This is a genomic window from Bradyrhizobium commune (assembly GCF_015624505.1).
Lineage (GTDB): Bacteria > Pseudomonadota > Alphaproteobacteria > Rhizobiales > Xanthobacteraceae > Bradyrhizobium > Bradyrhizobium commune.
The window spans coordinates 1,257,609-1,284,158 of record NZ_CP061379.1; the positions used below are offsets into that span (position 1 = coordinate 1,257,609).

Below are 26,550 nucleotides of genomic sequence, written 5' to 3' on the forward strand. Positions count from 1 at the left end.
CGGCCCGGGACTCAACGGCAGCGCGGATAGATCGCTACGAGGTCACGCCCCTTCAACAGAAGCAGTCGCGACGTCAGGCCGCCGCGGCGGCTGATCCAGTCGCGCACCGGCCCGGGATAGGCTTGGAGCACGGCTTCGGAAGCTTCCGGCTCGGCATAGAAGCGCCCGCGGCGGTCGACTGAACGCGCCGCATGGAAGCCGAGCACGGCGCGCTTGGTGACGCAGATGCGCTCGCCCGGCACGATGCTCAGCACGAGCGTGCAGGCGGACAGGCAGGGACCGTCAATCACCACCCGCTCGCCGCTCTCGCGCACCTTTTCGAACAGGTCGAGGAATGGTCCGACCTGTCCGCCGGGGCTCTGGATGATCCGGATCTCGGCGGCGGCGGGCGCGGAGACGAGCAGGGCGGCTGCGAGAATCCAGGCTTTGACGAGGGCAACGCGTCGCATGAAGCACTCCACGAGCTCGATTCCGTAGGGTAGGCAAAGCGTAGCGTGCCCACCAATATCACCGCAAACCTGGAGACGTGGTGGGCACGGCCCTTGCGTGCCTTTGGCCACCCTACGGCAGTATGAGGTTCACCCGTTCCGCCGCTCGCCGCGCAGTGTCGGCAGGCCGATGCCCGCCGCATCGAAGCCGCCATCGACGGCCAAAATTTGGCCGGTGATGTAGCTCGCGCGCTCCGAGCACAGGAAGAAGATCGCCTCCGCGAGCTCCTCCTCCAGGCCGTAGCGGTTGAGCGGGATGGCGTCATGATAGTCCGCGCGGATCTCCTTGGTGTGCACTTGCTTCGCCATCGCGGTATCGACCGGCCCCGGCGCCACCGCGTTGACGCGGATGTTGAGGGAGGCGAGCTCGACCGCGAGCTGCTTGGTGAGATGCGCCAGACCAGCCTTGCTGGTGCCGTAAGCCGAGCGCAGCGTCGAGGCGCGCACCGCCGAGATCGAGGTGATGTTGACGATGGCGCCGCCGCCTTGCTCGCGGATCAGCGGCGCGGCCGCCTTGGTGCACAGGAACGGGCCGCTGAGATTGACCGCCATGATCCTGTTCCAGTCGGCGTTGCTGGTCTCCAGCACCGGCGCGAACACGGCGACGCCGGCATTGTTGACGAGAGCATCGAGCCGTCCGAAGCGGTTCATGATCGCTGCCATCGCGGCTCCCACGGCGGCTGCATCGGACACGTCGCAGGTGATTGCCAGGGTGTGATCGGGATTCTTCAGCGCCGCCACCGCGCTCGCCTGCAGCTCTCCCTCGATATCGAGCAGCGCCACGCGCCACCCGTCGGCGAGGAAGCGTTTCGCCGTCGCGAGTCCAATCCCGCGCGCGGCGCCGGTGACGAGGGCAACTTTTTGCAAGGCTTGCGACATTTGCTAATCTGTCCTGTGTCCGAACGGCGCGCTCGCGCGCGAGCGCCGGCCCCTTATTACTTCGCTTTCGTCCCGGCAAGAAAGGGCCTTACACCATGCCCATCGACCCCAGCACGATCCCGCTCGAGGACTGGCGGCCGGGTGTAAGGACGCGCATGGTGACATCGGCGCGCAACGGCGCCACCGCGCTCTGTATCTTTGAGCAATGGGTTGATCCCGGCGCCGGCGCGCCGACGCACAGCCACACGGTCGAGGAGGTGCTGACGGTGCGCGCCGGCGAGGCCGAGATGTGGATCGAGGCCGAGCACGTCACGGTCGTGGCGGGCCAGTCGCTGCTGATCCCCGCCGGCCGCAAGCACGGCTTTCGCAATTCGGGCCCGGCGACGCTGCACGTCCACGCCGTGCTGGCCTCGCCAGTCTTCGAGGCGCTCCCGGAGGGAGCCCGCGGGGTGACGCGACGGTGGGAGCGGTAGGGTCGGAGCTTCGCGGCGGATCGCTGCGACAAAATGTCGGCGCGATCGTGCATGCATCGTCTTTACTGAGTGATGCCGAAGGAAACGCGCGATGCCGGACGACCGCGAGCAGCTGATTCGAAACCTCTTCGCCGCCTATCTCGCCAATGACAAGCAGCGGGTCAGTGACGCGCTCGCCGACGACTTCCGCTTCACCAGCCCGTTCGACGCCGACCTCGACAAGGCGCGCTATTTCGAACGGTGCTGGCGGGACACCGGCTGGATCGCCCGCCACGAGATCGAGCGCATTGTTGTCGCCGGCGACGAGGCCTTCGTCACCTATCACTGCCTGGCAAGAGATGGCAGGAGCTTTCGCAACACCGAGTTCTTCACTTTCGCCGCCGACAGGGTCCGCCGCATCGAGGTCTATTTCGGCGCCACATTCCAGGACGGCCGGTTCGTGCCGCAACCGCAATAACCTCCAAAAATAATTTCCGCAGCCGTGTCGGTTCTGTAAAAGATCGCTCGTCTTACAGGGGAGCGCGGGTCGGGGTTGACCGCGCCCTGAAAAGGTTACGGAGCGAAGTCGATGCGTTTCATGGTGATCGTCAAGGCGAACGGGGACACCGAGGCCGGCAAGATGCCGAGCACGGAGAGGCTGGCCGCCATGGGCCAATTCAACGAGGAGATGGCCAAGGCCGGCGTGATCGAGGCGGGCGAGGGCCTGCATCCGACGGTGAAGGGCGCCAGGGTGAAGTATGGGGCGTCCGAGGCGAGCGTCGCCCGCGGTCCGTTCGATCTCTCTCCCGACCTGATCGCCGGCTTCTGGCTGATCAAGACCGCCTCGCTCGACGAGGCGATCGCCTGGATGAAGCGCGCGCCGTTTGATCCGGGCTCCGAGATCGAGATCCGCCAGGTGTTCTCGGCCGAGGATTTTGGCGAGGCCTTCACGCCCGAGCTGCGCGAGCAGGAAGAGCGCACGCGCGCCCACGCGGCGAAGAAGTGACGGCGTAGCGGTCATTCGAACCAAACAAGGATCCCCAATGCGATTCATGATGCTGATGATCCCGCTCGGTTACGAGACCGCGCCTCCGGACGTGCAACTCGATCCCGAACGCGTCGCTGCGATGATGCGCTACAACGAGGCGCTCAAGGATGCCGGCGTCCTGATCACGCTCGACGGTCTGCACCCTCCGTCGATGGGCGCGCGCGTGTCGTTTGCGACCGGCGAGCCAATCGTCACCGACGGCCCCTTCACCGAGGCCAAGGAGGTTTTGGGCGGTTACTGGATGATCGAGGTCGCTTCGCGCGCGGAGGCGATCGCCTGGGCCAAGAAGTGCCCGGCATCGCCCAACGAGGTGATCGAGATCCGCCAGGTGCAGGAAATGTCCGATTTCTCGCCGGAGGTGCAGGAGGCTGCTGCCGGCTTCGGTGACCTCAAGAAGTAGTCTGATCGTTCAGCAAAAGGGAGAAACCGCCAATGAGCACCGATACCTATCTCGCCGTTTTCCTCGGCAGCAAGACCAGTCCGAAATGGGCGGCGTGGCACGCGATGCCAGAGGCCGAGCGCAAGGCGAAGGAAATGGAAGGCATGGTGGCCTGGAAGGGCTGGGTCGAGAAGCACCAAGGCGCAATCCAGGCCATGGGCGGTCCCCTCGGCAAGACCAAGCAGGTCGACGGCAAGGGCGTCGCCGACATCGCCAACGAGATGGGCGCCTTCACCGTGGTCCGTGCCGCCTCCCACGAAGCGGCGGCCAAGATGTTCGAGAACCATCCGCACTTCGCGATCTTCCCCGGCGAGCGTGTCGAGATCATGCCGGTGCTGCCGATCCCCGGCGGCTAGGGCCATAGGCGTCCCGGATTGCGGGAACTATGGGTTCACCAAATCCGGCCCCGCGCTAGTGACCTTCACGCCCAGCTCATGTAAAAGCCGTTCACATGAGCTGGCGCAAGGAAGAGCGCCGCGCCGAGCGCGGCTATCACCACGGCAATCTGAAGGAAGCCTTGTTGCAGGCTGCCCTCGGCCTGATCGCCGAGAAGGGCGCGGCCGGCTTCACCTTTGCCGATGCCGCGCGCATGGCCGGCGTCAGCGCGGCGGCGCCGTACCGCCATTTCCGCGATCGCGACGAGCTGTTGTCCTCGATCGCGCAACGCGGCTTCGAGCAGTTCGAGCAGCGGCTGACCGCGGCCTGGGACGACGGACGGCCCGACACCGTCACGGCGTTCGAGCGCGTCGGCAAGGCCTATCTCGCCTTCGCCCGCGAGGAGCCTGCCTTCTACAACGCGATGTTCGAATCCGGCCTGCCGGTCGATGCCAATCCGGCGCTGCAGGCCGCGAGCGAGCGCGCCTTCAACATCATTCGCGCCGCCGCCGAGCGACTCGCGGCGCTGGCACCGCCCGGCACGCCGCGTCCGCCGGCGATGATGATGGCGCTGCATATCTGGTCGATGTCGCACGGCGTGGCCTCGCTGTTCTCGCGTGGCGATGCTGCGCGGCGAAAGCTGCCGATGTCGCCGGACGAGCTGTTGGAGGCCGAGGTGCTGATCTATCTGCGTGGGCTCGGCTTTCCGACCGACCGCCGTCCGCCGGCCCAAGGCGCCGAGCCGCCGCCGGTGCCGCCGGAGGCTCCCTCCGGTTCTGGCGTGCCCCCCGGCGGACCCTGGGGCAAGCCGAAATAAAATTGCGCAAATAATTCCGCGGGCCTGTCAGGCCGCCAGCTTGACAAAATCGCGGGATGATCTAGCTATGTAAATGTTATTTACATTCACAACGGCGCTGATGCCGTGATGGAGAAGGGAAATGGCCTACACCGCTGATGTCAATCGCTGGCGCGGCCCCTCGGACCAACAGCAACAGTACGCGCGGCCGCACATGCTCGATACGCCATGGCATCCTGGCTGGATTGCCGTGACCATCCTCGGCTTCATCATCTGGTGGCCGATCGGACTTGCCCTTCTCTTTTTCACACTCGGGAGCAGAAGAATGTCGTGCTGGAGCAATCAGGATCGCTGGCAGAACAAGATGGAGCGGATGCAGTACAAGATGGACCGCATGCGCGGCCGCATGGAGCGCCACGGCTTTGGCTTTGGCTTTGGCCCGCCGTCCTCCGGCAACCGCGCCTTCGACGAATACCGTTCTGAAACGCTGCGCCGGCTCGAGGAAGAGCAGGTCGAGTTCAAGAACTTCCTCGACCGCCTGCGTCACGCCAAGGACAAGGAAGAGTTCGACCAGTTCATGGCGCAGCACAAGACGCGTCCGACCCCGCCGCCGACCGACCAGCCCCAAGGCTGATCTGGAAGGGCTGATCGAGACACCTCTCAAAGCCTTCAGGCGCATGCCCCCAAAGTCCTGATGGCCCCGAGCCGCCCGCCCGCGCACCCCGCAGGCGGGCGGTTTGGTTTTGGGAGAACCCAATGCCGACGCTCCGACACTAAGACTTGCGTGCGCCTCACGCCGCCGCGCCGCGACGTGCGTGGACTTCACCACCCGCTTTCTGCTTGGCCTGACCGCCTTCGCGGTGCTCGGCTATATCAGCTTCGTCTATGGCAGCTGCGCGGGCGATCCCGACTGCCATTTTCGCGTCTGCGGCCGGAGGTTTTGCGGCGTCGTTTATTCCCGTGTGCGGGAAAGCCAGGCGCGATAGAACCTGATCCCCGCGAGGGCCGACCAAGTCCTGACAGCGCCTCCCGCGGCGCCAACGGGCATGACCATGACCGACCGTAAAGAGATCAACCAGCGTATCGCGCTATTCGAGCGCGCCACCGCGCTGTTCGGGCGGTTCGGTAGCCTCATTCCGACGGTCATCGCGTTTCTCAACAAATGGCCGTCGGAGGTCGAGCTCTATCCGCACTGGCAGGTTGGCGAGTCCTGGAAGCTGTTCCTGAGCCTCTATCTCTATTGGTTCGCCTGGCTCGCACTCGGCCGGGCCATCTCGTTTGCGAAGGGGAGCGTCGAGCCATGATTCTGCTCCGCGATTTCTCGCTCTTTGTCCTGCCGGTCCTGATCGCGGCCGGCGGCTGGCTCTATGCACTCAGCCTGCGCAAGCGGGCCCGGACCACCCTCGATCGCGTGCCGGCGACACGACTGGCGCCTTGATGCAGACCGCCTATATCTGCCCGTACCAAAGCAGGCGGAGCGGAGGCAACCATGACGGAAGCTGCGATCGCGGCGAGCGACGGCCTCTGGCGGGAGATCCGCGGTGAGGCGCAGCGCGCGGCGGATGCCGATCCCGTGTTCAGCAAGACTCTTGCCAGCACCATTCTCGCCCATGATGATTTTGCCGCGGCTCTGGCCGAGCTGATAGGTCGCCGGCTTGGCAACAGTGCTGCCGAGCGCGCGCGCTTCACTGCCTTTTCGCGCGAGGCTTTTCGTGACGAGCCGGACCTGATCGAGGCGGCCAGCCGCGACTTGCGATCCATCGCGCTGCGCGATCCCGCCATCGCCGCGCTGTTGCCGCCGATGCTGCATTACAAAGGCTATGTCGCGCTGCAAGCCTGGCGCGTCTCGAACTGGCTCTGGTGTTGCGACCAGCGCGATGCGGCGCTGCTGTTCCAGCACGAATCCTCGAATGTGTTGCAGGTCAGCATTCATCCAGCGGCGTACATCGGATCGGCCGTCTATCTCGACCACGCCACCGGCATCGTGATCGGCGCCAATGTCGTGATCGGCGACGAGGTCACCATTCTCCAGAACGTCAGCATCGGGCGCCGCGGTGAATTGCCGGCGCGCTCGCCGCGCATCGGTCGCGGCGTCTACATCGGTGGCGGCGCGACCATCCTCGGCGATATCAGGATCGGCGATTTCGCAAAGATCGGCGCCGATACGGTCGTGACATCAGACGTGCCCGCCGGCTGCACCGCGGTCGGCAATCCAGTTCGACTGACCAACTGCCCCGAGCCCGCATCAGTGGCCTGACCTGCCAATATTCGGAGACGTGCAATGAAGACGGCAATCGTGATCGGCGTCGGACCCGAGCGAGGGCTCGGCGCCCAGCTCTGCAAGCGTTTCGCGGTCGAGGGGTTGAAGGTGATCGTCGCGGGCCGGACTCTGTCGGCGTTGCAGGCGGTTGTGGCCGACATCACGAAGGCGGGCGGCACGGCCGTGCCGTTCGTGGCGGACGCCACGAAAGAGAGCGACATCGTCGCCCTGTTCGACGCGGCGGGCGAAGAGCTCGATCTCGCCATCTACAATGCCGGCAACAACACGCCCGGAAAAATCATCGAGATGGAGGCCGATTATTTCGAGACCGCCTGGCGCGTGGTCTGTTTCGGCGGTTTCCTGTTCGGCCGCGAGGCGGTGCGCCGCCTGGCGCCTAAGAAGGCCGGGACGTTGCTCTTCACCGGCGCCAGCGCCTCGTTGCGCGGCCGCTCGGGCTACGGCGCCTTCAACTCGGCCAAAGCGGGCCTGCGCACGCTGGCGCAGGCCATGGCCAAGGAATACGCGCCCGAGGGCATTCACGTCGGCCATGTCGTGGTCGATGGCGCCATCGCCGGCGACAAGATCTTGACCCGGTTCCCCGATGCGGCAAGCCGCGAGGACAGCCTGATCAGTATCGAAGGCATCGTCGATGGCTTCGCCTTCCTCTACCGCCAGCCCGAGCGCGCCTGGTCGTTCGAGCTCGACGTGAGGACCTCGAAGGAGAAGTGGTAGTCCCTGCTGTCGTCCTGGCCTTCCCCAGAACGACGACGGAGAGCCTGGACGGGCCTTCGGCTGGGGGAACCGGGCCCAACCCTCTGCGCTGCCACCGTTTCCCGCAGCCAAAATCACCCCCGGTAACCCGGCATTAACCATCGCCGGGCTCTGGTAAGGATGGACAATCGCGCCCCAAGCCCGAAGTCGAGACCTTGGGTCGAGGCCCCATAGTTTTGACATCTTGGCAGGGAATGCAGGCGGCCGGCTTTGGACCAGCCCCTGCACCCCAGAAAAGACGAGGCTTTGAGCGGGCTTGCCGGCCGCGCCGGTTTGCGCGGCGGTTGGGGAACCGGCAGCCATTTGCAGGCCGGAGACGTGGGTTAACGATCGCCTTGAGAGGATATTGCTGATGAATCCGGCCGATGTGGCTCAGTCCGCCCTTCCGGTTGCCGCCTCCGCCGACGTGTCGCTGATTGCGCTATTCTGGCAGGCTCACTGGATCGTGAAAGCGGTGATGCTGGGACTTCTGTCCTGCTCGGTCTGGGTCTGGGCGATCGCCATCGACAAGATATTCCTCTACGCCCGCACCCGCCGCTCGATGGACCGGTTCGAGCAGGCGTTCTGGTCCGGGGAGTCGATCGAGGAACTCTATCGCACGCTTTCGGCCAAGCCGACCCATTCCATGGCGGCCTGTTTCGTCGCGGCGATGCGCGAGTGGAAGCGTTCGTTCGAAAGCCACGCGCGCTCGGTCGCGGGCCTCCAGATGCGCATCGACAAGGTCATGAACGTCTCGATCGCCCGCGAGGTCGAGCGGCTGGAACGCCGGCTCTTGGTGCTCGCGACCGTGGGCTCGGCCGGCCCCTTTGTCGGCCTGTTCGGCACGGTCTGGGGCATCATGTCGAGTTTCCAGTCGATCGCGGCGTCGAAAAATACCTCTCTGGCGGTGGTGGCGCCCGGTATCGCGGAAGCGCTGTTTGCGACCGCCGTCGGCCTCATTGCCGCAATTCCTGCCACTATTTTCTACAATAAGTTCACTTCCGAGGTGAACCGGCAGGCCCAGCGGCTCGAGGGCTTCGCTGATGAATTTTCAGCTATCCTGTCCCGTCAGATCGACGAGCGGGGCTGACGGACGGCATGTATAGTGTGAAGGCGGGAGTGGGCTTTAGACCATGGCGATGAACGTAGGCAGCTCGTCCGGAGGCGGCGGCCGTCGCGGCCGGCGCAAGCCGGTCATGGCCGAAATCAACGTCACGCCGATGGTCGACGTGATGCTGGTGCTGCTCATCATCTTCATGGTGTCGGCGCCGCTCTTGACGGTCGGCGTGCCGCTCGACCTGCCGTCGACCCAGGCCAAGAGCCTCGACCAGAACGACCAGAAGCCGCTTCAGATGTCGGTCGACATCAAGGGCAAGGTGTTCATCAATGACGCCGAGGTGGCGCTGAACGAGCTGATCCCGAAGCTGAAGGCGATCACGGATGCGCGCGGCGGGCTCGAGGAGCGCATCTACCTGCGCGCCGACAAGAAGGCGGATTACGGCACGGTGGCCAGGGTGATGGGCCTGTTGTCCGGTGCAGGATTCAAGAAGCTGGCGCTCGTCACGGAAGCGGATCAGGGGTCCTAAGCCGGTGAAGGTGAACGTCGACAAGACCCTCGTTGCGTCGATTGCCCTCCACGTCCTCGTGATCGGATGGGGGCTGCTCACCTTTTCGTCGCGCTCGATGGAGGCTCCGCCGCTGGAGGCGGTGGATATCGAGACCATTAGCACCGATCAGCTCTCCAAGATGACCGCCGGCATCAAGACCGGCGAAAAAGACAAGCCGAAGCCAATGGTCGAGAGAGTGGCCGAGGCGAAGCCTGTCGAGGACGCGATCGGGAAGGTGACCGAGAAGAAGGAAATCGTCACCTCGTCTGCACCCGAGCCGCCGCCGAAGCCAGTAGAGAAGCCGATCGAGAAGAAGCCCGATCCGCCAAAACCTGTCGTCGAGAACAAGCCGAAGGAAGAGCAGAAACCGGCCGAAAAGAAGCCAGATCTGGCCAAGGAAGATCCAATCGCTGAAACCATCAAGAAGCAGGAAGCCAAGAAGCCAACGCCAAAGCAGGAGGCCAAGCCTGCGCACTCGCAGGCCCAGCCTCCGAAACCGAAGCAGGAGCGCACCTTCGATCAGACCAAGATCGCGGCACTCCTGGACAAGCGCGATCCGACCCGGCAGGCGATCACCGGTGCGACGCTGAATGCATCGGCTTCGCTCGGCACCACGCGCGGCACGGCCGCAACGCTGTCGCAGTCCGAGCTTGACGCGATGCGCGCGCGGCTCGCGAGCCTGTGGAACGTGCCGCCTGGCATCGAGCATCCCGAAGAAATGTTCGTGACGGTGCGCATCCAGCTCGGCCCGGATCGGCGCTTGGCCGCGACGCCGCTGGTGGTGTCGACCGGCTCCTCGCCGAGCTACCGGGCCGCGGCCGAGGCTGCTGTCAGGGCCGTGTTGCAGGGCCAGCCCTATACCATGCTGCGCGATGAGACTTATGAGCAGTGGAAATACATGGACATCGATTTCGATCCAAAGACGATGTTCCGCAGCTAACGTTGAGAGATCGCAATGTCGGTAAAGTCTTTTCCCTTGTCTCCTTTGCCTATCCATCGCCGTCAGGTTCTGATCGGCGGTGCCGGCGTTGCGGCCGGTTTGGTGATGCCGCACGCCTTGCTGGCGCAGACCAAGCTGCAGGTCACTGAAGGCAACGTCGCGCCGCTGCCGATCGCGATCACCAATTTCGTGGCCGGCTCGCCCTCGGACGGCGAGGTCGGCGCCGGCGTCACGCAGGTCATCACCAATAATCTGAAGCGCTCGGGACTTTTCAATCCGATCGACCAGGCCGCCTTCATCGAGCGCATCAGCAACATCGATGTCGCGCCACAATTCCAGAACTGGAAGACCCTCAACGCGCAGGCCCTCGTCACCGGCCGCATGACGCGCCAGCCGGACGGCCGGCTCAAGGCCGAATTCCGCCTGTGGGACGTCGCCTCCGGCCAGCAGCTCACCGGACAGCAGTATTTCACCTCGCCGGAATATTGGCGCCGCATCGCGCACATCATCTCCGACCAGATTTATGAGCGTCTGACCGGAGACAAGGGTTATTTCGATAGCCGCGTCGTGTTCGTCGACGAGTCCGGGCCGAAGGAACGCCGCGTCAAGCGGCTCGCGATGATGGATCAGGACGGCGCCAATGTGCGCTATCTGACCCGCGGCGCCGACCTCGTGCTGACACCGCGTTTCTCGCCGAACTCGCAAGAGATCACCTATATGGAATTCGGGCAGGGCGACCCGAAGGTCTATCTCTTCAACATCGAGACCGGGCAGCGCGAGATCGTCGGCAATTTCCCCGGCATGACCTTTGCGCCGCGCTTCTCGCCGGACGGCCAGCGCGTCATCATGAGCTTGCAGCAGGGCGGCAATTCCAATTTGTTCGTGATGGATTTGCGCTCGCGCTCGACCACGCGCCTCACCGACACGCCGGCGATCGACACGTCGCCGTCCTACTCGCCCGACGGCACCCGCATCTGCTTCGAGTCCGATCGCGGCGGCAGGTCGCAGATCTATGTGATGGCGGCGACCGGCGGACAGGCGCAGCGCATTTCATTCTCCAAGGACGACAACAACGCCACCTATTCGACACCGGTGTGGTCGCCGAAGGGCGATTACATCGCCTTCACCAGGCAGGGCGGCGGGCAGTTCTCGATCGGCGTCATGAAGCCGGACGGCTCCGGCGAGCGGCTCCTCACCTCCGGCTACCACAATGAAGGTCCGACCTTCTCGCCGAACGGCCGTGTGCTGATGTTCTTCCGCGATCCCGGTGGCAATGGCGGGCCGTCGCTGTTCTCCGTCGACATCTCCGGCCGCAACGAGCTGAAGGTGCCGACGCCGGGCTTCGCCTCCGACCCCGCGTGGTCGCCGCTGTTGTCCTCGACGGCGGGTCAATAGATCGCGCGTTCACACGCGCGATGTTTTCGAAAAAAAGTGCCGATTTTTTCGCATTCCGTGCCGAGGGCAAGCTTTCCTTCACCATGGGCTCGGCAACGCTTGCCTAGTTGCTTGATATGTCAGCAGAAATAGCTTCGCTATTGCCGAAAAACAACTCGCCTTTAACGATGTTCCCTCAGAAAGGCTTCATCTGGCTTGAGTAAAAGTACGCGCCGAACAGGAATGCGTAACAAGCCAATGCAGCTGGCCGACCAGAAGCAGAGCGATCGAGACGAGCTGGAGCCAATACTCTACGCCGCTCTCATCAACTCTATGGTTCAGAATTTCTGGGCCATCTTCCTCGGCTCGGCCTCGACGGCCGTGGCCGCGGTCATGACTGCCTTGAAGACTGGCGACGTCTGGCAGTGGCCGATCGCCTTCATGATCATTGCGATCGGCACCGCGCGCGCGTTCCAAATGCGGCGTTACGAAAACCGCGTGCCGGGTCTGACCTTCGAAGAAGCCAAGCACCTGGAGCCGCGCTATTGGTTCGGCGCGCTGGCATATGCCGCAGTGATCGGTCTGTGGTGTTTCGTCGTCATCTACAACAATGACGATGCGGTCGCGAACATGCTGTGCGTCTCCGTCGCCGTCGGCTACACCGCCGGTGGCGCCGCGCGCAATTACGGCCAGCCAAGGGTGATTCAGTGGCACGTCGCGCTCGCCTGCGGCCCGATGTCGCTGGCTTTGCTGTTGCATGGCGGCTTCTACTATATCGGGCTCGCGATCCTGCTGGGGATGTTCTTCATCGCGCTGAAGGGCATCAACCTCAGCCTGCATGCGATCTTCGTCAAGGCGCTGACCTCGAGCTTTCGCGAATCCGCTCTGGCAAACCAGTTCGACACCGCGCTCAACAACATGCCGCACGGCCTGTGCATGTTCCGCGCCGACGGGCGCCTCGCGGTGATGAATCACTGCTTCGGTAGTTTGATGGAGCTGCCTGACGACCTGGTCAAACGCGGCGCCAGCGCCGCCGACATCGTCTCGGCCTGTGTTGCCGCCGGATCGATCTCGGCGGACAGCGGCAATCTGATCCTGTCCGAGATCGAGGGCGCGCGGATCAACGAGATCGTCACCGCCGATCCCAATCTTGCGCGCGCCCGTACCCTGGCCTGGACGTTCCAGCCGATGACCGGCGGGGGCACCGTGCTGCTGCTGGAAGACATCACCGAACGCACCAATGCGGAAGCCCGCATCAGCCATCTCGCCCGCTATGACGAGCTCACGGCGCTGCCGAACCGGGTCTCCTTCCGCGACGAGATCGAGCGGCTCCTGGCGAATGCGCATCATGCCGAGCGACTCTCCGCACTGCTGTTCGTCGACCTCGACCAGTTCAAGCAGGTCAACGACACGCTCGGTCATCCCTGCGGCGACCAGCTGCTCTGCGCGGTCGCCAACCGGCTGCGCGAGATGCTGCGGCCGGAGGACTTCGTCGCCCGCTTCGGCGGCGACGAATTCGTCGTATTCCAGCAGAACATCAACGCGCCCGAAGATGCTGCGAGCCTTGCCCGCCGCATCGTCGAGCGGCTCAGCGAGCGCTACCGCATCGACAATCACCTGGTCGAGATCGGCGCCAGCGTCGGCATCGCACTGACCTCGCCCGAGGGCGTCAGCGCCGATACGCTCTTGAAGAATGCCGACATGGCGCTCTACCGCGCCAAGGCCGACGGTCGCGGCACCTTCTGCTTCTTCCGCGACGAGATGGCGGCGACTGTCGAGGCCCGCCGCATCCTCGAGCTCGACCTGCGCAAGGCGCTGGCCAACGAGGAGTTCGAGCTGTTCTACCAGCCGCTGGTCAATCTGAAGTCCGGCAAGATCACCACCTGCGAAGCGCTGCTGCGCTGGAACCATCCGGTGCGCGGCACGGTCTCGCCGGTCGACATCATTCCGGTCGCCGAGGACATGGGGCTGATCGTCGATCTCGGCCGCTGGATCCTGCGCCGCGCCTGCATGGAATGCATGAAGTGGCCGGAGGGCGTCAGCGTCGCCGTCAACTTCTCGCCGCAGCAATTCCACCAGCGCGACGTGCTGAGCGAGATCCGCTACGCGCTCGAAGTGTCGGGCCTGCCGGCGCATCGCCTCGAGATCGAGATCACCGAATCCTCGCTGCTGCGCAACACCCAGCTCACCCACGACATCCTGTCGCAGCTGCATGCGCTCGGCGTGCGCATCTCGCTGGATGATTTCGGCACCGGCTATTCGAGCCTCAGCTATCTGCACAATTTCCCGATGCAGAAGGTCAAGATCGACCGCTCCTTCCTCGAGGGCATCGACACCGACCGCCCGCTGACGCTGCTGCGTGGCGTGGCGCGGCTGTCCGCCGACCTCGGCATGTCGGTCGTGGTCGAGGGCATCGAGACCAACGAGCAGCTCGAGCTGATCAGCGCCGACGGCACCGTGTCCGAGGCGCAGGGTTATCTGTTCAGCCGTCCGGTGCCCGCGGTGCGGATGCGCCAGCTGCTCAACGCCTCGCACGGACGGCGTGGCGAGAACCTGCTCCAGGTCGTCGGCGCGCGTTCCTTCGCTTAAGCACGCTTCCGGGAATTCCCTGTCGTTTCAGTCTGTTGCTGGGTACCGTAGTCCTACGGAGGGTTAACCCTAACCCTTCGATTGCTTTGCGTCGTTGTTAAGAAGCTGTTAACAATTCATCACGCGCGTGGAAGTTGTCCTGCGCGCTGCGTTGTGAGCAGTGGTGGGTAAGGAGTTGGAATGCAGTCCTCAGCCAGAGCGATCATTTCGGCTGTTGGACGGGGTGCTGAGCTCCTGACAGACGTCGACTATCATCTCGCCGAAACGGTCGCGGAGAAGGAGGAGATCTACAATCTCCGCTACCGCGCCTATCTGCGCGAAGGCGCCGTCACCGAATCTCCGGACGCGCGCGTCACCGACCAGTATGACGAATTGCCGAACGCCTGGACCTTCGGCGTCTATCTCCAGGGCGAGCTGTGCAGCTCGGTGCGCATCAGCGTGCTGACCTCGGAATGGCGCAGATCCACCTCCGCCGACGTCTTCCCCGACGTCGTGCTGCCGCGGCTCGACCGCGGCGAGGTCATGATCGACCCGACCCGCTTCGTGGCTGATCCCGACAAGGCCAAGCGCGTGCCGGAATTGCCCTATTTAACGACGCGCCTCGCCTACATGGCGTGCGAGCATTTCAATGCCGATCTCGGCCTCGCCATCGTGCGTTCCGAGCATCAGGCGTTCTATCGCCGGGTGTTCCTGCATGCGCCGATCGCCGAGCCCCGGATCGTCCCCGGCCTCACCAAGGCCTTCGGCCTGATGGCGGCGGACTTCCCGACCTTCCGCAAGAAGGTGTTCGAGCGCTACCCGATCATGCGCTCCACCGCCTTCGAGCGGCGGATGCTGTTCGGGCGCGGCGGCCAGCGCCAGCTGCCGCAGCGGCCGGTGCTGGTCGCGGACGCTGTTCAGGCCTGATATCCGGTACGCCGGGATTCCCCCGGGCCAGGGCCCAAAATTCCAGCAGAACCAGCGTTTTTGCCGGCTAACGCGGCTTGCCTTCACCCTCGCGCCACATTTACAACCCATTAACCATGGCGGTTGCTTTTCGCCGGTGGGGGGCATTTGACCGGCCGGAGCAAGGTTCCGTCAAGGTTGACGGAACGTTCGCTTAACCAACCCCCTGTAGACCGGACAGCAGTGGACGAACGTGAGCGTGGAGGCTCCGGAATGACTAATCCTATGCGTATCCTCCAGGGATTGAAGCTGGTTGCGGTGCTTGCCGTCGCGCTGTCGATGGGCGCCTGCGCCAAGCAGAACGCGGGCCTGGACGCCAATGCGAGCGCGGCGACGCCGGGCAGCCAGCAGGATTTCGTGGTGAACGTGGGCGACCGCGTGTTCTTCGAGAGCGACCAGACCGATCTGACTCCGCAGGCGATCGTGACCCTGGAGAAGCAGGCGCAGTGGCTCCAGACCTATCCGCGCTACTCCTTCACCATCGAAGGTCACGCCGACGAGCGCGGCACCCGCGAATACAACATCGCGCTCGGCGCCCGCCGCGCCCAGTCGGTGCGTTCGTTCCTCGCCTCGCGCGGCATCGATGCGAACCGCATGCGCACGATCTCCTACGGCAAGGAGCGCCCGGTGGCCGTCTGTAACGACATCTCCTGCTGGTCGCAGAACCGTCGCGCCGTCACCGTGCTGAACGCGAGCTCTTAAGCTCACGCGCTGTCAGCCGAGCGTAAGCAAATTCATCTGCCGGCGCCCTCTCGGGCGCCGGTTTCGTTTCAGCGATCTGTGACAGAAACCCCTTTGTAGCAGCCACATTTTTGGCGTACTCCCCTTCAATGTGTGGCGCGTCGAATGTTCCGTCGCAGGCCATTTCGCTTTCGTCGTCAGGGCAAGATGTCATCCAGATTCCAGGTCGTTAAAGCCATCGTGGCGATCGCCGCGCTGCTGTCCTTTTGCTCGCCCGTTCTCGCGCAGTCGGACGACGACCCGGAGATGCGGATCGAGCGGCTGGAAAACCAGCTGCGCCAGCTCACCGGCCAGAACGAGGAGCTGCAATATCGCAACCGCCAGCTCGAAGAGCGGCTGCGGGCGCTGGAGGGCGGCGCGCAGGCTGCGCCCGGACAGGCGCCGGCGCCGCCCAGCGTCGCGGCGATGCCGCCCGCGCAGATCGCCCCCAGCTATCGCCAGCAGCAACCGGCCCAGCCCAATTACGAGCAGCCGCAGATCGCTTCTCCCGCGCCGATCGTCCAGGAGCAGCCGGCGCCCGGTGCGCCCGGCACGCGCCGCCGCGGCGATGCGTTCGACCCGAGCCAAAATCCGAGCGCGCCCGGCGCGCCGCGCGCGCTCGGCGGCGGCCAGCAGCCCATGTCTTCTGGAACGGCGGCGGGAACGCAGGTCGGTGTGCCCGCTGGCCGCAACCCCGGCGAGCCGCTCGATCTCAACAACAATGGTGGTCGCTATCCGCAAGCCGCAGCGCCCGCGCAGCCGGCCTATCCGCCGGCGCAATCAGGCTATCCACCCGCAGCCGGCGGCACCGGCCTTGCGACGCTGCCGCCCTCGGCCACGCCGCGCGATGAGTTCGACCTCGGCATCGGCTACATGCAGCGCAAGGACTATGCGCTGGCCGAGCAGACCATGAAGAATTTTGCGCAGAAATATCCGAGCGATCCGCTGCTCGGCGACGCGCAATACTGGCTGGGCGAGAGCTATTACCAGCGCCAGCAATATCGCGACTCCGCCGAGGCCTTCCTCGCCGTCACCACCAAATACGACAAATCGGCCAAGGCGCCGGACGCGCTGCTGCGGCTCGGCCAGTCGCTCGCTGCGCTGAAGGAGAAGGAGGCCGCCTGTGCCGCCTTCGGCGAGGTCGGCCGCAAATATCCGCGTGCCTCCGCCGGCGTCAAAGCCGCGGTGGACCGCGAGCAGAAGCGGGTGAAGTGCTGACACCCTGCGGTCGTCGCTGACAAGGTGGATCGTGCTGCGCTAAACAGTGTGGCGATTGCTGGGCCGCGTCATGTCAGACGACGACAATTCTCCGATCTCGGCGCGTGAGGCGAAGCAGCTCTTCGCCGACCTCAGAAGCGCGCCCGCGCTGGTGCTCGCGGTCTCCGGCGGGCCCGACTCGGTTGCGCTGATGTGGCTCGCGGCACGCTGGCAGAAGAGCCTCGCACGCGGCCCGAAGCTCGTTGTCGTCACCGTCGATCACGGCCTGCGGCCGGAGGCCGCGCGCGAGGCGCGCGAGGTCAAGCGGATCGCGACGCAACTCGGATTGACGCACAAAACCCTGCGCTGGCGCGACGCAAAGCCAAAGACGGGCGTGCCTGCGGCGGCGCGGCAGGCCCGCTACCGCCTGCTCGCGCAGGCCGCGCGTGCGACTGGGGCGACCCATGTGCTGACCGCGCACACCCGCGACGACCAGGCCGAGACGCTGTTGATGCGGCTGTTGCGCGGCAGCGGCATTGCCGGCCTGTCGGCGATGGCGCGCCTCACGGCGCGCGACGGCATCGTGCTGGCGCGTCCGCTGCTCGATGTGCCGAAATCGCAGCTGATCGCGACGGCGAGGCGGGCCAAGCTCGGCTTTGCCGATGATCCCACCAACCGCGACAGCGCCTTCACCCGGCCGCGGCTGCGTGCGCTGTTGCCGCAGCTCGCGGCGGAAGGCGGCGATGCGCGCAATCTGGCGCGGCTCGCAGGCAGGCTCGCCCGCGCCAATGCGGCGGTCGAGGTCTTGACCGACGGCGCCGAGCGTTTCCTCCGCCTGCGGGATGGCGCCAATGCGCCGCATGGCCCGGCCGCGCGAAGCTTCGAGGCCAAAGCCTTCGCCGCCCTGCCGGAGGAGGTCCGGCTGCGGCTCTTGCTGCGGGCCATCAATGCCTTCGGTCATGAGGGGCCGGCGGAACTCGGCAAGGTCGAAACCCTCCTGGGCGCGCTTGACCAGGCCATGTCCCAGGCCATGTCCGGGGGACGCGCACCCGCAAAGGGTCGTGCGATCCTGAAGCAGACCCTGGCGGGCGCCTTGATCAGCCTGGCCGGGGGGCGTATCCACGTCGTGTCCGCGCCTGCCCGGCGGCGCAAGCGGACTTAAAGGGTAGGCGGATGAGCGCGGACCATGACACCGGCCATTTCGCCTAAGCCATGTCAGGTCACCTTAACCAGGCAGGAAAAACCCCGATCCGGACGCCATTATTTCAGCGGGAATCGCTCTAAGATGGGATAAATAGTCCCATCTCGTTCCCTTGGCAGCGACCGGGGCGGCACCTAGATTGTATGCGTCCAACAGAGAGGATTCCTTGGGGATTTCCTCGCACTGCCCAAACAAACGACCGAAGTCACTGCCCAAGGATCAGGTCGCGATCCGCGCGACCACGAAGGAAGATCGATGAACGCCAATCTGCGCAATTTCGCCCTCTGGGTCATCATTGTCCTGCTGCTATTGGCGTTGTTCACGCTCTTCCAGAATCCGGGTCAGCGCGCCTCCTCGCAGGACATCGCCTTCTCCCAGCTCCTGAGCGAAGTTGACCGCGGCAATGTGCGCGACGTCGTGATCCAGGGACCGGACATCCACGGCACCTTCACCAACGGCTCGAGCTTCCAGACCTATGCGCCGAACGACCCGACGCTGGTGAAGCGCCTCTATGACAGCAAGGTCCAGATCACCGCGAAGCCGCCGGGCGACAACGTGCCGTGGTTCGTTTCGCTGCTGGTGTCCTGGCTGCCTTTCATCGCGCTGATCGGCGTCTGGATTTTCCTGTCGCGGCAGATGCAGGGCGGCGCCGGCAAGGCCATGGGCTTTGGCAAGTCGCGTGCAAAAATGCTGACCGAAGCGCATGGCCGCGTCACCTTCGAGGACGTCGCCGGCGTCGACGAGGCCAAGCAGGACTTGCAGGAGATCGTCGAATTCCTCCGCGACCCCGGCAAATTCCAGCGCCTCGGCGGCCGCATTCCGCGCGGCGTGCTCCTGGTCGGCCCTCCCGGCACCGGCAAGACGCTGATCGCGCGTGCGGTCGCGGGCGAAGCCAACGTGCCGTTCTTCACCATTTCCGGCTCCGACTTCGTTGAAATGTTCGTCGGCGTCGGCGCCTCGCGTGTGCGCGACATGTTCGAGCAGGCCAAGAAGAATGCGCCCTGCATCATCTTCATCGACGAAATCGACGCGGTCGGTCGCCACCGTGGCGCCGGTCTCGGCGGCGGCAATGACGAGCGCGAGCAGACGCTGAACCAGTTGCTGGTCGAGATGGACGGCTTCGAGGCGAACGAGGGCGTGATCCTGATCGCCGCGACCAACCGTCCCGACGTGCTCGATCCCGCGCTGTTGCGTCCCGGCCGCTTCGACCGTCAGGTCGTGGTGCCGAACCCGGACGTCGTCGGCCGTGAGCAGATTTTGAAGGTTCACGTCCGTAAGGTGCCGCTGGCCCCCGATATCAACCTCAAGACCATCGCGCGCGGCACGCCTGGATTCTCCGGCGCCGACTTGATGAACCTCGTCAACGAAGCTGCCCTGACCGCTGCGCGCCGCAACAAGCGGATGGTGACGCAGGCCGAGTTCGAGGAGGCCAAGGACAAGGTGATGATGGGCGCCGAGCGCAAGTCGCTCGTCATGACCGAGGAAGAGAAGCTGTTGACGGCCTATCACGAGGGCGGCCACGCCATCGTCGGCCTCAACGTCGTCGCGACCGATCCGATCCACAAGGCGACCATCATTCCGCGCGGCCGTGCGCTCGGCATGGTGATGCAGCTGCCCGAGCGCGACAAATTGTCGATGTCGCTGGAGCAGATGACTTCGCGCCTCGCCATCATGATGGGCGGCCGCGTCGCCGAAGAACTGATCTTCGGCCGCGAGAAGGTGACTTCGGGTGCGTCGTCCGACATCGAGCAGGCCACGCGGCTTGCGCGCATGATGGTGACGCGCTGGGGCCTCTCCGAGGCGCTCGGCACCGTGTCCTATGGCGAAAACCAGGACGAGGTTTTCCTCGGCATGTCGGTGTCGCGCACGCAGAACGCCTCGGAGGCGACGGTGCAGAAGATCGATACCGAGATCCGGCGTTTCGTCGAAGAGGGCTACAACGAAGCGACGCGCATTCTCACCGAGAAGCGCGCCGATCTTGAAGCGCTCGCCAAGGGCCTCCTGGAGTTCGAGACGCTCTCCGGCGACGAGATCGTCGACCTGCTCAAGGGCAAGAAGCCGAACCGCGAATCCGTGCTGGAGCCGACCACGCCGCGCGCCTCAGCCGTGCCCCCGGCCGGCAAGTCGCGCCCGCGGCCCGATCCGGATCCCGGCCTGGAGCCGCAGCCGCAGGCGTAACGCCCGCGTCGCATGGCCGGGTATTCCGGCAAACCGTTAGTGCAAAAGCTCGGCATCAAGCCGGGCTTTTGTATTTTCGTGGATGGCCTCGCGACGCCCTATCGCGATGTCGTCGGTGAGTTGCCCGACGATGTGACCATCGCGAAGACGGCCAAGGCGCCACTCGACATGGTGCATGTCTTTGCAACTGAAGCCAAAGGCTTCGCCGCTAGGCTGCGCAGCCATCGCAAGGCGATCGCGCCGGACGGAATGATCTGGGCGTCGTGGCCGAAGAAGGCTTCGGGCGTTGCGACAGATGTGACGGAAGCGCTGGTGCGCGAGACCGCGCTCGCCAACGGTCTCGTCGACATCAAGATCTGCGCCGTCGACGAAATCTGGTCCGGCCTGAAGCTCGTAATCCCCGTCAAGGATCGCGCCAAGCTCGCGAAATAGTACCGGCTCCGTATGGTGGGTTAGCCGTGCCGACTGCGCGAAGCGCAGTCGGCACGGCTAACCCACCTCTTCTGTTTCCGCAGCGATGAACAGTGGTGGGTTACGCCTTCGGCTATAACCCACCCTACGAATCCCTCACTTCGCCGCGGCTGCCGGCCTCTCACCACGCTCAAGAAAATGCAGCACGTCGTCTGAGAACTGCTCCGGATCCTGCAGGAACGAGAAGTGGCTGACCTGCGGCTGGATCAACAGGCCGGCCCCCGGAATGTTCGCCGCCATGAACTCGGTGTTCTCGCGCTTGATGGCTTCGTCGTGGTCGCCATCGACGATCCAGGTCGGGACCTTGATCGCCGCGAGGTCCGCGGCCGTCCATTTCGGCTGGCTCTCCCACATCCTGGTGATCTCATCGACGAAGCTCTTGTACGCGGCAGGCGTCGGCGACAGGCGCTTGTACTCCTCGCCGGCCCTGGCGATGTAGGCGTTGAAGACGCCGCTCGACGCGATATCAGCGACGCCCGATGGATCTGAGTTCGCCGCAAAGGCGAACAGCCTCGTCACCCGCTCCGGATGCTTCATGGCGATGTCGAGGCCGATGATCGCGCCGTCGCTCCAGCCCACGATCGCCGCCTGCTTGATCTTGAGATGGTCGAGCAGCCCGACCACGTCCGAGGCCATCAGGTCGTAGCCATAGGGTTCCTGATTGCGGCTACTCCGCCCATGTCCGCGGCTGTCCATGACGATGACCTGATAGTGCCGCTGCAGCGCGCGGACCTGGTGACCCCAGTAACTGGCATTGGCAAGGCCGCCATGCACCAGGATAACGGGCTCGCCGCGGCCGAAGACGGCGTACCAGATCTTGATGCCGTTGACGGGCGCGAAGCCGCTCTGCGCGGCCTTGGGCAAGGTCGGCGTCGGCGGCAGGTTCAGCCATCGCGGCGCGGCATGCGCGGCTGTGATCGAGATCGTGACGAGAAGCGCAGTGAAAAGATTGCGAAGCATCATGATGCGTCTTCCTGTTCGACGGCAGGGCATTACCGCACGGCAAAACAGGCGCGTCATCTCCTAAGACGTTACAGATGTAGGATGGGCAAAGGCGCGCTTGCGCGGTGCCCCACCCTCTCTCGGCGATCGCAACAGAAGTGGTGGGCACGCTTGCGCTTTGCCCACCCTACGATCGACTGCAATTGCGATTGGCCTCTCGCAGCCGTCATGGCATGCTGTCCTCAAATAAAGGTGCGGCGCGATCGCACCACAAAGGGGAGGGGAAGCCGATGCGCTTTACCGCGGCATGGGGCGCGCTTTGCGCCGTTTCATTTGTAATCGTGTCGACCGCTTCCTTCGCCGCCGAGATGCGCGGCGTCACCGCGACTGAGATCAGGATAGGCCAGACCATGCCCTATAGCGGGCCGGTGTCGGCGTTCGGCGCGCTCGGCAAGGGCGAGGTCGGTTATTTCAAGATGCTGAATGACAAAGGCGGCATCAACGGCCGCAAGGTCAATCTGATCTCGCTCGACGACAGCTACGCGCCGCCGAAATCGGTCGAGCAGACCCGCAGGCTGGTCGAGAGCGACGAGGTCGCGCTGATCTTCTCCTCGATCGGCACCGCGCACAACACGGCGATCGCGAAATATCTCCAGAGCAAAAACGTGCCGCAGCTGTTCATCGGCTCCGGCGCCTCGAAATTCGCCGACGTCGCGCAATATCCGCAGGCGACGATGGGTGTGCAGGGACCGTTCCGCTACGAGGCGCGGCTCTATGCGCGCTATGCGCTGGCCAAAAACCCGAACGCGAAATTCGCCGTGATCTCGCAGAACGACGATTACGGCCGCGATTATCTCGCCGGCCTCAAGGACGTGCTCGGCGAGAAATACGATGCGAGCGTCACCAACGCGACCTACGAGATCCAGGATCCGACCATCGATTCCCAGATCGTGAAATTGAAAGCATCGGGCGCCGACGTCTTCGTGATCGCGGCGACGCCGAAATTCGCAGCGCAAGCGATCCGCAAATCGTTCGAGATCGGCTGGCGGCCGATGACGTTTCTCTCCAATGTCGCGGTGTGGATCTCGACCGTGATGGAGCCCGCCGGCGTGGAGGCCGGCACCGGCATCCTCTCCACCGCTTACGTGAAAGATCCCGACGATCCCGCCTGGAAGGACGATCCCGGCGTCAAGGCCTGGCGCGACTTCATGACGAAGTACGTGCCGGAGGCCGACCAGCACGACACCAACTACGTCAACTCCTACAACAGCGCGATGGCGCTGGAGGCGGTACTGAAAGCGTGCGGCGACGATCTCTCCACCGAGAACATTTTGAAGCAGGCGTTCTCGATTCACGATCTCGAGCTGCCGATGCTGTTGCCCGGCATCAGGATCAACACCAGCGCGACCGACCACGTCCCGGTCGACCAGATGCAGTTCATGCGCTTCAACGGCAAGACCTGGGAGCGCTTTGGCGAATTGCAGACCGGGAATTGAGAGCGTTTCACGCGCTTGCTCGTAGCCCGGATTACGCTGCGCTCCATGCGGGCTACGAGGGCATCAACCGGACGGCGGGTGAATTCGTGATACGCCCGCTAAATCACGAACAGGGCATCGCGGCTGGGCTAAAATGCCTCTTGATGACCATGATTTCGAGTGTACATTCGCCCGATCTGGGCGATGGCAGGGCAGTTGCAATGACGGCTCAGTCCCACAAGACCGCAGAAGAGGAATACGAGGAGCAAGTTCGCATCCTCATCCGCATCGTTTCAGCCTCCACTTTGGGGCTTCTCGCGTTCGCTGCGGGCCTGCTGATTGGGACCTTTCTGTTTTCGTGATCGAAGATGAATGACCGGCCCTCCGGGCGCGATTTTGTTGAGCTGCGTGCTCATTTCGACGGTAGAGCGGCGCGCACATGGATCACCGCGATCTTGTCGGCATACACCCGCGTCCAGCCCTTGATGTGATCCAGTACCTGCGCGGCAGGTGAATCCGGCGTGAGCAACGTCGCGTCGATCCCGTTGTCGTCGAGCATGCGCAGCAAGCCCGTCACGTCGCGGCCGTCCTCGGCGGCGAAATAGTCCATCAGGAATTTCTCGCCGTAGAGCTCCGACCGGCCGTCGACGAAAGGCCGGATGTCGCGCACGATCAGATAGCCGCCAAAACCGTAGGAATTGAAGATGCGCGCGGCCTTGCGCTCGGTGAGAACGTCGACCGCGGTAACCGGCGCCTGCGCCGCGGAGAACTCGAAGACGTGATGCGCGGCAAAGGCCGCGGTTGCGCTCGTCGCGGCCGTGACGATCGCAAGCGCGGTCAGCGCCGCCGGCATGCCCGGGGCGATGCGCAGGGCATCCGATGCGGGCCCGATCCGGCCGCTCAGCGGCTGCGCCAGCACCAGGGGAACGATCACGCCAAAGGTCTCGATGCTGCGGACATGGGCGAGCGCCATCCAGGTCACGACCAGGATCAGCAGCACGCGCGGCGGCAACAACGATACACCGCGCATAAGCGCGAGACCGAGCAGTCCGAGCAGCGCGCCCGCGAACGGGCTGAAGGCGCTGAAATCGGCGGGGCGCCATTCGGCGATGACCGAGAACGACTTGCCGAGGCTGAGGATGCGGACCGCACCCATCACGGTCTCCACCCCATAGGGCGTGCAGCAACTCGCTGCCAGCGCGGCAAGCCCGAATAGAGTCCAGCGCATGGCGAGCGCCAGCCGGCGCGCCGGCGCCGCGCGCCACAGCGATTCAAGCCCGATCGCCCCGATCAGAGCGAGGCCAAGCACGAAGCCGCCGTGGAGGTTTGCCCACAGCCCAATCAGCGGCAGCAACAGGAAGGAGGGCGCGCGGCCGCGATCGGCCGCGGCCATCAAGGCGCCGGACCAGGCGACCATGACCGGGAATGCGAGCACATGGGGGCGTGCCAGCAGATGCGGCGCCGCCAACGTGATCGCCAAAAGGCAGAACACCAGCGCGTAGGGCAGATCGAGATGCCGCTGGAGAAAGGCCAGCAACAGTCCGACTGCGAGCGCAATCGCGGTCGCGGTCAGCACGACGGGCCCGGCCCACCCCCAATGCGCATAGACGGTCGCGAACAGCACTTGCGATAGCCAGGACGTCGAGAGCCAGACCTCGCCCTGGCGCGTCAGGGAGTAGAAGTCGGTCCAGGGCACGGCCCGGTGATCCAGGATCCACTGGCCGACCTTGATCTGCCAGAGAGTATCAGGATCGTTGAGGAGGTGGTCGCCGCTCACCAGCAGCAACAGATAGGTCGCAGCCGCAACGCACAGCGGCGCCAGATTGCGCTGGCGCCGGGCGATCGGAAGGCTGGCCGCGGTCGTCATGGTTTCGCGGGCGCGGCTGCATCTGGCGCGTCGTCGCGCACATGGATCACGGCGATGTCGTCGGCATAGAGCCGCTTCCAGCCCTTGATGTGATCCAGCACCTGGGCGGCCGGCGCATCTGCGACCATCAGCGTGGCGTCGATCTTGTACTCCTCGAGCAGCCGCGTGAGGTTATCGAGCTTCTTCACTTCCACGGCCTTGAAGAAGTCCATCACGAACTTCTCGCCATAGAGCTCGGCGCGGCCGTCGACGAAGACCGGGATGTCGCGCGAGATCAGATAGCCGCCGAACTGGTAGGCGTTGAAGATGCGGCGTGCTTTGCGTTGCTGGAGCAGGTCGACGGCGGTAACCGGCGTCTGCTCCATCGTGAAGCTGAAGCGATGATGCGACATGTAGATCGAGGTCGAGGTCCAGGCCGCGGCCGCGATCATCAACGCACCCATCATCGTGACATAACGCGCCGCCGGGCTCTCGGTGCCCCGCGCGCGTTGCGGCAGCGGCGACTTTTCGCCGAGCGGCTTCGCCAGCACCAGCGGCACCAGGAAGGCAAAGGCCTCGATGCTCCTGACATGGGTGAGGCCCATCCAGGTCAACAGCAGGATCAGGAGAATGCGCGGCGGCGACAGCGTCAGCCCGCGAAACAGGCCGATCGCGATCAGGCCGAGCAGCGCGCCCTCGAACGCGCTGAAGGAGGCGAAATTCGCCGGCATCCATTCGGAGATCACCGAGAGCAATTCGCCGAGATTGAGGATGTTGGTCGCGCCCAATAGCGTACGCCAGCCATAGGGCGTGACGCAGCACGCGGCCATCGCGGCGACGCCGAACAGGAACCAGCGCAGCAGCAGCCGGACCTGCTTGCCGCTGTCGAGCCCCCAGATCGCCTCAAACGCCATCGGGCCGATCAGCGCCAGGCCCAGCACGAAGCCGCCATGGAGATTGGCCCACAGCGACATCAGCGGCAGCCAAACCCAGGACGGCGCGCCCTTGCGATCGGCCGCCGCCATCAGCATGCCGACCCAGGCGATCATCACCGGCAGCGCCAGGATATGCGGCCGCGCCAGGATGTGATGCAGCGACAGCACCACCGCGAGCATCGCGAACAGCACGGAGCGCGGAACTTCGAGATGCGCGTCGAGCAGATCAACAAAGACAGCGGCCGACACGGCCATTGCGAGCGCAGTGAGGATCACCGGCCCGGCCCAACCCCATTGCGCATAGGTGAAGGCATAGGCGACCTGCGACAGCCACGACGTCGAGATCCACGGCGCGCCCGGCCGCGTGAAGGAATAGAAGTCGGTGTAGGGCATCGCGCCGTGATCGAGGATCCACTGCCCGATCTTGATCTGCCAGAACGAGTCGGAATCCTGCAGCAGCGTGTCGCCGATCGTGAGGAAGAACAGATAGGCGCCGGCACCGACGCACAACGGCACCAATGCCCGCGCGCGGCTGTGAACCGCGATGCCGTTTGTGAAGGAAAGGGACATGCCGCCTCGTGTTGTTCTTGGTCCTGTTGGCCGAGCGGGCGGCATTGGACCATGGCGGTCATAACTTCGGGTA

General features: G+C 64.6%; 30 protein-coding genes. 25 read left to right on the top strand and 5 right to left on the bottom strand.

The genetic code is table 11. The annotated features are described in order from the left end of the window. Positions 1-11 precede the first annotated feature (11 nt). Together IC761_RS06015 and IC761_RS06020 are read right to left on the bottom strand one after the other, a co-directional pair. Entirely contained in the window at positions 12-449 is a 438-nt protein-coding gene (locus tag IC761_RS06015) for a hypothetical protein (RefSeq protein ID WP_195802369.1), read from the bottom strand. Positions 450-578: 129 nt separating this feature from the next. Continuing rightward, positions 579-1,367: an SDR family NAD(P)-dependent oxidoreductase gene (locus IC761_RS06020; RefSeq protein WP_195802370.1), complete on the bottom strand. Its 789-nt coding sequence runs from the start codon at positions 1,365-1,367 to the stop codon at positions 579-581. Between the two features lie 95 nt (positions 1,368-1,462). Between IC761_RS06020 and IC761_RS06025 the strand changes: the two genes are divergently transcribed. The 23 genes from IC761_RS06025 to IC761_RS06135 all read left to right on the top strand — a co-directional run bounded on the left by IC761_RS06025 (position 1,463) and on the right by IC761_RS06135 (position 20,670). Beyond that, complete coding sequence (locus IC761_RS06025) at positions 1,463-1,840, top strand: cupin domain-containing protein (protein ID WP_195802371.1); 378 nt, start codon at positions 1,463-1,465, stop codon at positions 1,838-1,840. Between the two features lie 91 nt (positions 1,841-1,931). Beyond that, a complete protein-coding gene (locus IC761_RS06030; protein ID WP_195802372.1) occupies positions 1,932-2,297 on the top strand; it encodes a nuclear transport factor 2 family protein in 366 nt (121 codons plus the stop codon). Positions 2,298-2,408: 111 nt separating this feature from the next. Beyond that, positions 2,409-2,825, top strand: a complete 417-nt coding sequence (locus tag IC761_RS06035) for a YciI family protein (protein ID WP_195802373.1) — start codon at positions 2,409-2,411, stop codon at positions 2,823-2,825. 37 nt (positions 2,826-2,862) lie between these two features. Then, positions 2,863-3,267, top strand: a complete 405-nt coding sequence (locus tag IC761_RS06040) for a YciI family protein (protein WP_195802374.1) — start codon at positions 2,863-2,865, stop codon at positions 3,265-3,267. Between the two features lie 32 nt (positions 3,268-3,299). Continuing rightward, positions 3,300-3,662, top strand: coding sequence for a YciI family protein (locus IC761_RS06045; RefSeq protein ID WP_195802375.1), 363 nt, complete (start codon positions 3,300-3,302; stop codon positions 3,660-3,662). Between the two features lie 95 nt (positions 3,663-3,757). Then, positions 3,758-4,498 carry a TetR/AcrR family transcriptional regulator gene (locus tag IC761_RS06050; protein ID WP_195802376.1) on the top strand — a complete coding sequence of 247 codons (741 nt, stop codon included), beginning with the start codon at positions 3,758-3,760 and terminating at the stop codon, positions 4,496-4,498. Positions 4,499-4,619: 121 nt separating this feature from the next. Then, positions 4,620-5,111 (top strand): DUF2852 domain-containing protein, encoded by a 492-nt coding sequence (locus IC761_RS06055; RefSeq protein WP_195802377.1) that lies wholly within the window; start codon positions 4,620-4,622, stop codon positions 5,109-5,111. 181 nt (positions 5,112-5,292) lie between these two features. Continuing rightward, positions 5,293-5,463, top strand: coding sequence for a hypothetical protein (locus tag IC761_RS06060; RefSeq protein WP_195802378.1), 171 nt, complete (start codon positions 5,293-5,295; stop codon positions 5,461-5,463). Positions 5,464-5,529: 66 nt separating this feature from the next. After that, entirely contained in the window at positions 5,530-5,781 is a 252-nt protein-coding gene (locus IC761_RS06065; protein WP_246791442.1) for a hypothetical protein, read from the top strand. Further along, entirely contained in the window at positions 5,778-5,915 is a 138-nt protein-coding gene (locus IC761_RS06070; RefSeq protein ID WP_195802380.1) for a hypothetical protein, read from the top strand. The genes IC761_RS06065 and IC761_RS06070 overlap by 4 nt, the downstream gene beginning before the upstream one ends. 51 nt (positions 5,916-5,966) lie before the next feature. Further along, positions 5,967-6,734 (top strand): serine acetyltransferase domain-containing protein, encoded by a 768-nt coding sequence (locus tag IC761_RS06075; RefSeq protein WP_195802381.1) that lies wholly within the window; start codon positions 5,967-5,969, stop codon positions 6,732-6,734. Positions 6,735-6,758: 24 nt separating this feature from the next. Beyond that, on the top strand, positions 6,759-7,469 hold the full coding sequence (locus IC761_RS06080; RefSeq protein ID WP_195802382.1) for an SDR family NAD(P)-dependent oxidoreductase: 711 nt from the start codon (positions 6,759-6,761) through the stop codon (positions 7,467-7,469). Positions 7,470-7,860: 391 nt separating this feature from the next. Next, positions 7,861-8,577 carry a protein TolQ gene (gene tolQ, locus IC761_RS06085; protein WP_028180156.1) on the top strand — a complete coding sequence of 239 codons (717 nt, stop codon included), beginning with the start codon at positions 7,861-7,863 and terminating at the stop codon, positions 8,575-8,577. A 43-nt stretch (positions 8,578-8,620) separates the two neighbouring features. Further along, positions 8,621-9,073: a protein TolR gene (tolR, locus tag IC761_RS06090; RefSeq protein ID WP_195802383.1), complete on the top strand. Its 453-nt coding sequence runs from the start codon at positions 8,621-8,623 to the stop codon at positions 9,071-9,073. A 10-nt stretch (positions 9,074-9,083) separates the two neighbouring features. After that, entirely contained in the window at positions 9,084-10,034 is a 951-nt protein-coding gene (gene tolA / locus IC761_RS06095) for a cell envelope integrity protein TolA (protein ID WP_195804560.1), read from the top strand. Positions 10,035-10,139: 105 nt separating this feature from the next. Continuing rightward, positions 10,140-11,429, top strand: coding sequence for a Tol-Pal system beta propeller repeat protein TolB (gene tolB / locus IC761_RS06100; protein ID WP_438265132.1), 1,290 nt, complete (start codon positions 10,140-10,142; stop codon positions 11,427-11,429). A gap of 237 nt (positions 11,430-11,666) precedes the next feature. Next, complete coding sequence (locus IC761_RS06105) at positions 11,667-13,997, top strand: putative bifunctional diguanylate cyclase/phosphodiesterase (protein WP_195804561.1); 2,331 nt, start codon at positions 11,667-11,669, stop codon at positions 13,995-13,997. Positions 13,998-14,177: 180 nt separating this feature from the next. After that, positions 14,178-14,903, top strand: a complete 726-nt coding sequence (locus tag IC761_RS06110; RefSeq protein ID WP_195802385.1) for an N-acyl amino acid synthase FeeM domain-containing protein — start codon at positions 14,178-14,180, stop codon at positions 14,901-14,903. A gap of 252 nt (positions 14,904-15,155) precedes the next feature. Beyond that, the gene (gene pal / locus IC761_RS06115) at positions 15,156-15,644 is read left to right on the top strand and encodes a peptidoglycan-associated lipoprotein Pal (RefSeq protein ID WP_195802386.1); all 489 of its coding nucleotides are present in this window, start codon (positions 15,156-15,158) and stop codon (positions 15,642-15,644) included. Positions 15,645-15,830: 186 nt separating this feature from the next. Beyond that, positions 15,831-16,880, top strand: coding sequence for a tol-pal system protein YbgF (gene ybgF / locus IC761_RS06120; protein ID WP_195802387.1), 1,050 nt, complete (start codon positions 15,831-15,833; stop codon positions 16,878-16,880). 70 nt (positions 16,881-16,950) lie between these two features. Continuing rightward, entirely contained in the window at positions 16,951-18,021 is a 1,071-nt protein-coding gene (tilS, locus tag IC761_RS06125; RefSeq protein ID WP_195802388.1) for a tRNA lysidine(34) synthetase TilS, read from the top strand. A gap of 294 nt (positions 18,022-18,315) precedes the next feature. After that, positions 18,316-20,238 carry an ATP-dependent zinc metalloprotease FtsH gene (ftsH, locus tag IC761_RS06130; RefSeq protein WP_008136887.1) on the top strand — a complete coding sequence of 641 codons (1,923 nt, stop codon included), beginning with the start codon at positions 18,316-18,318 and terminating at the stop codon, positions 20,236-20,238. A gap of 12 nt (positions 20,239-20,250) precedes the next feature. Beyond that, entirely contained in the window at positions 20,251-20,670 is a 420-nt protein-coding gene (locus tag IC761_RS06135) for a DUF3052 family protein (RefSeq protein WP_195802389.1), read from the top strand. Positions 20,671-20,805: 135 nt separating this feature from the next. Here IC761_RS06135 and IC761_RS06140 read toward each other — a convergent pair whose 3' ends face one another. Next, a complete protein-coding gene (locus IC761_RS06140) occupies positions 20,806-21,672 on the bottom strand; it encodes an alpha/beta fold hydrolase (RefSeq protein ID WP_210338518.1) in 867 nt (288 codons plus the stop codon). 269 nt (positions 21,673-21,941) lie between these two features. On the opposite strand from IC761_RS06140, the gene IC761_RS06145 reads away from it, so the two are divergent. Together IC761_RS06145 and IC761_RS35740 are read left to right on the top strand one after the other, a co-directional pair. Further along, a complete protein-coding gene (locus IC761_RS06145) occupies positions 21,942-23,147 on the top strand; it encodes an ABC transporter substrate-binding protein (protein ID WP_195802390.1) in 1,206 nt (401 codons plus the stop codon). Further along, on the top strand, positions 23,144-23,488 hold the full coding sequence (locus IC761_RS35740) for a hypothetical protein (protein ID WP_210338519.1): 345 nt from the start codon (positions 23,144-23,146) through the stop codon (positions 23,486-23,488). The genes IC761_RS06145 and IC761_RS35740 overlap by 4 nt, the downstream gene beginning before the upstream one ends. A gap of 50 nt (positions 23,489-23,538) precedes the next feature. Here the strand turns inward: IC761_RS35740 and IC761_RS06155 are convergent, their stop codons facing one another. Together IC761_RS06155 and IC761_RS06160 are read right to left on the bottom strand one after the other, a co-directional pair. Further along, positions 23,539-24,993 carry a hypothetical protein gene (locus tag IC761_RS06155; protein ID WP_195802392.1) on the bottom strand — a complete coding sequence of 485 codons (1,455 nt, stop codon included), beginning with the start codon at positions 24,991-24,993 and terminating at the stop codon, positions 23,539-23,541. Continuing rightward, positions 24,990-26,477 (bottom strand): hypothetical protein, encoded by a 1,488-nt coding sequence (locus IC761_RS06160; RefSeq protein ID WP_195802393.1) that lies wholly within the window; start codon positions 26,475-26,477, stop codon positions 24,990-24,992. The genes IC761_RS06155 and IC761_RS06160 overlap by 4 nt, the downstream gene beginning before the upstream one ends. Between the last annotated feature and the right edge of the window lie 73 nt (positions 26,478-26,550).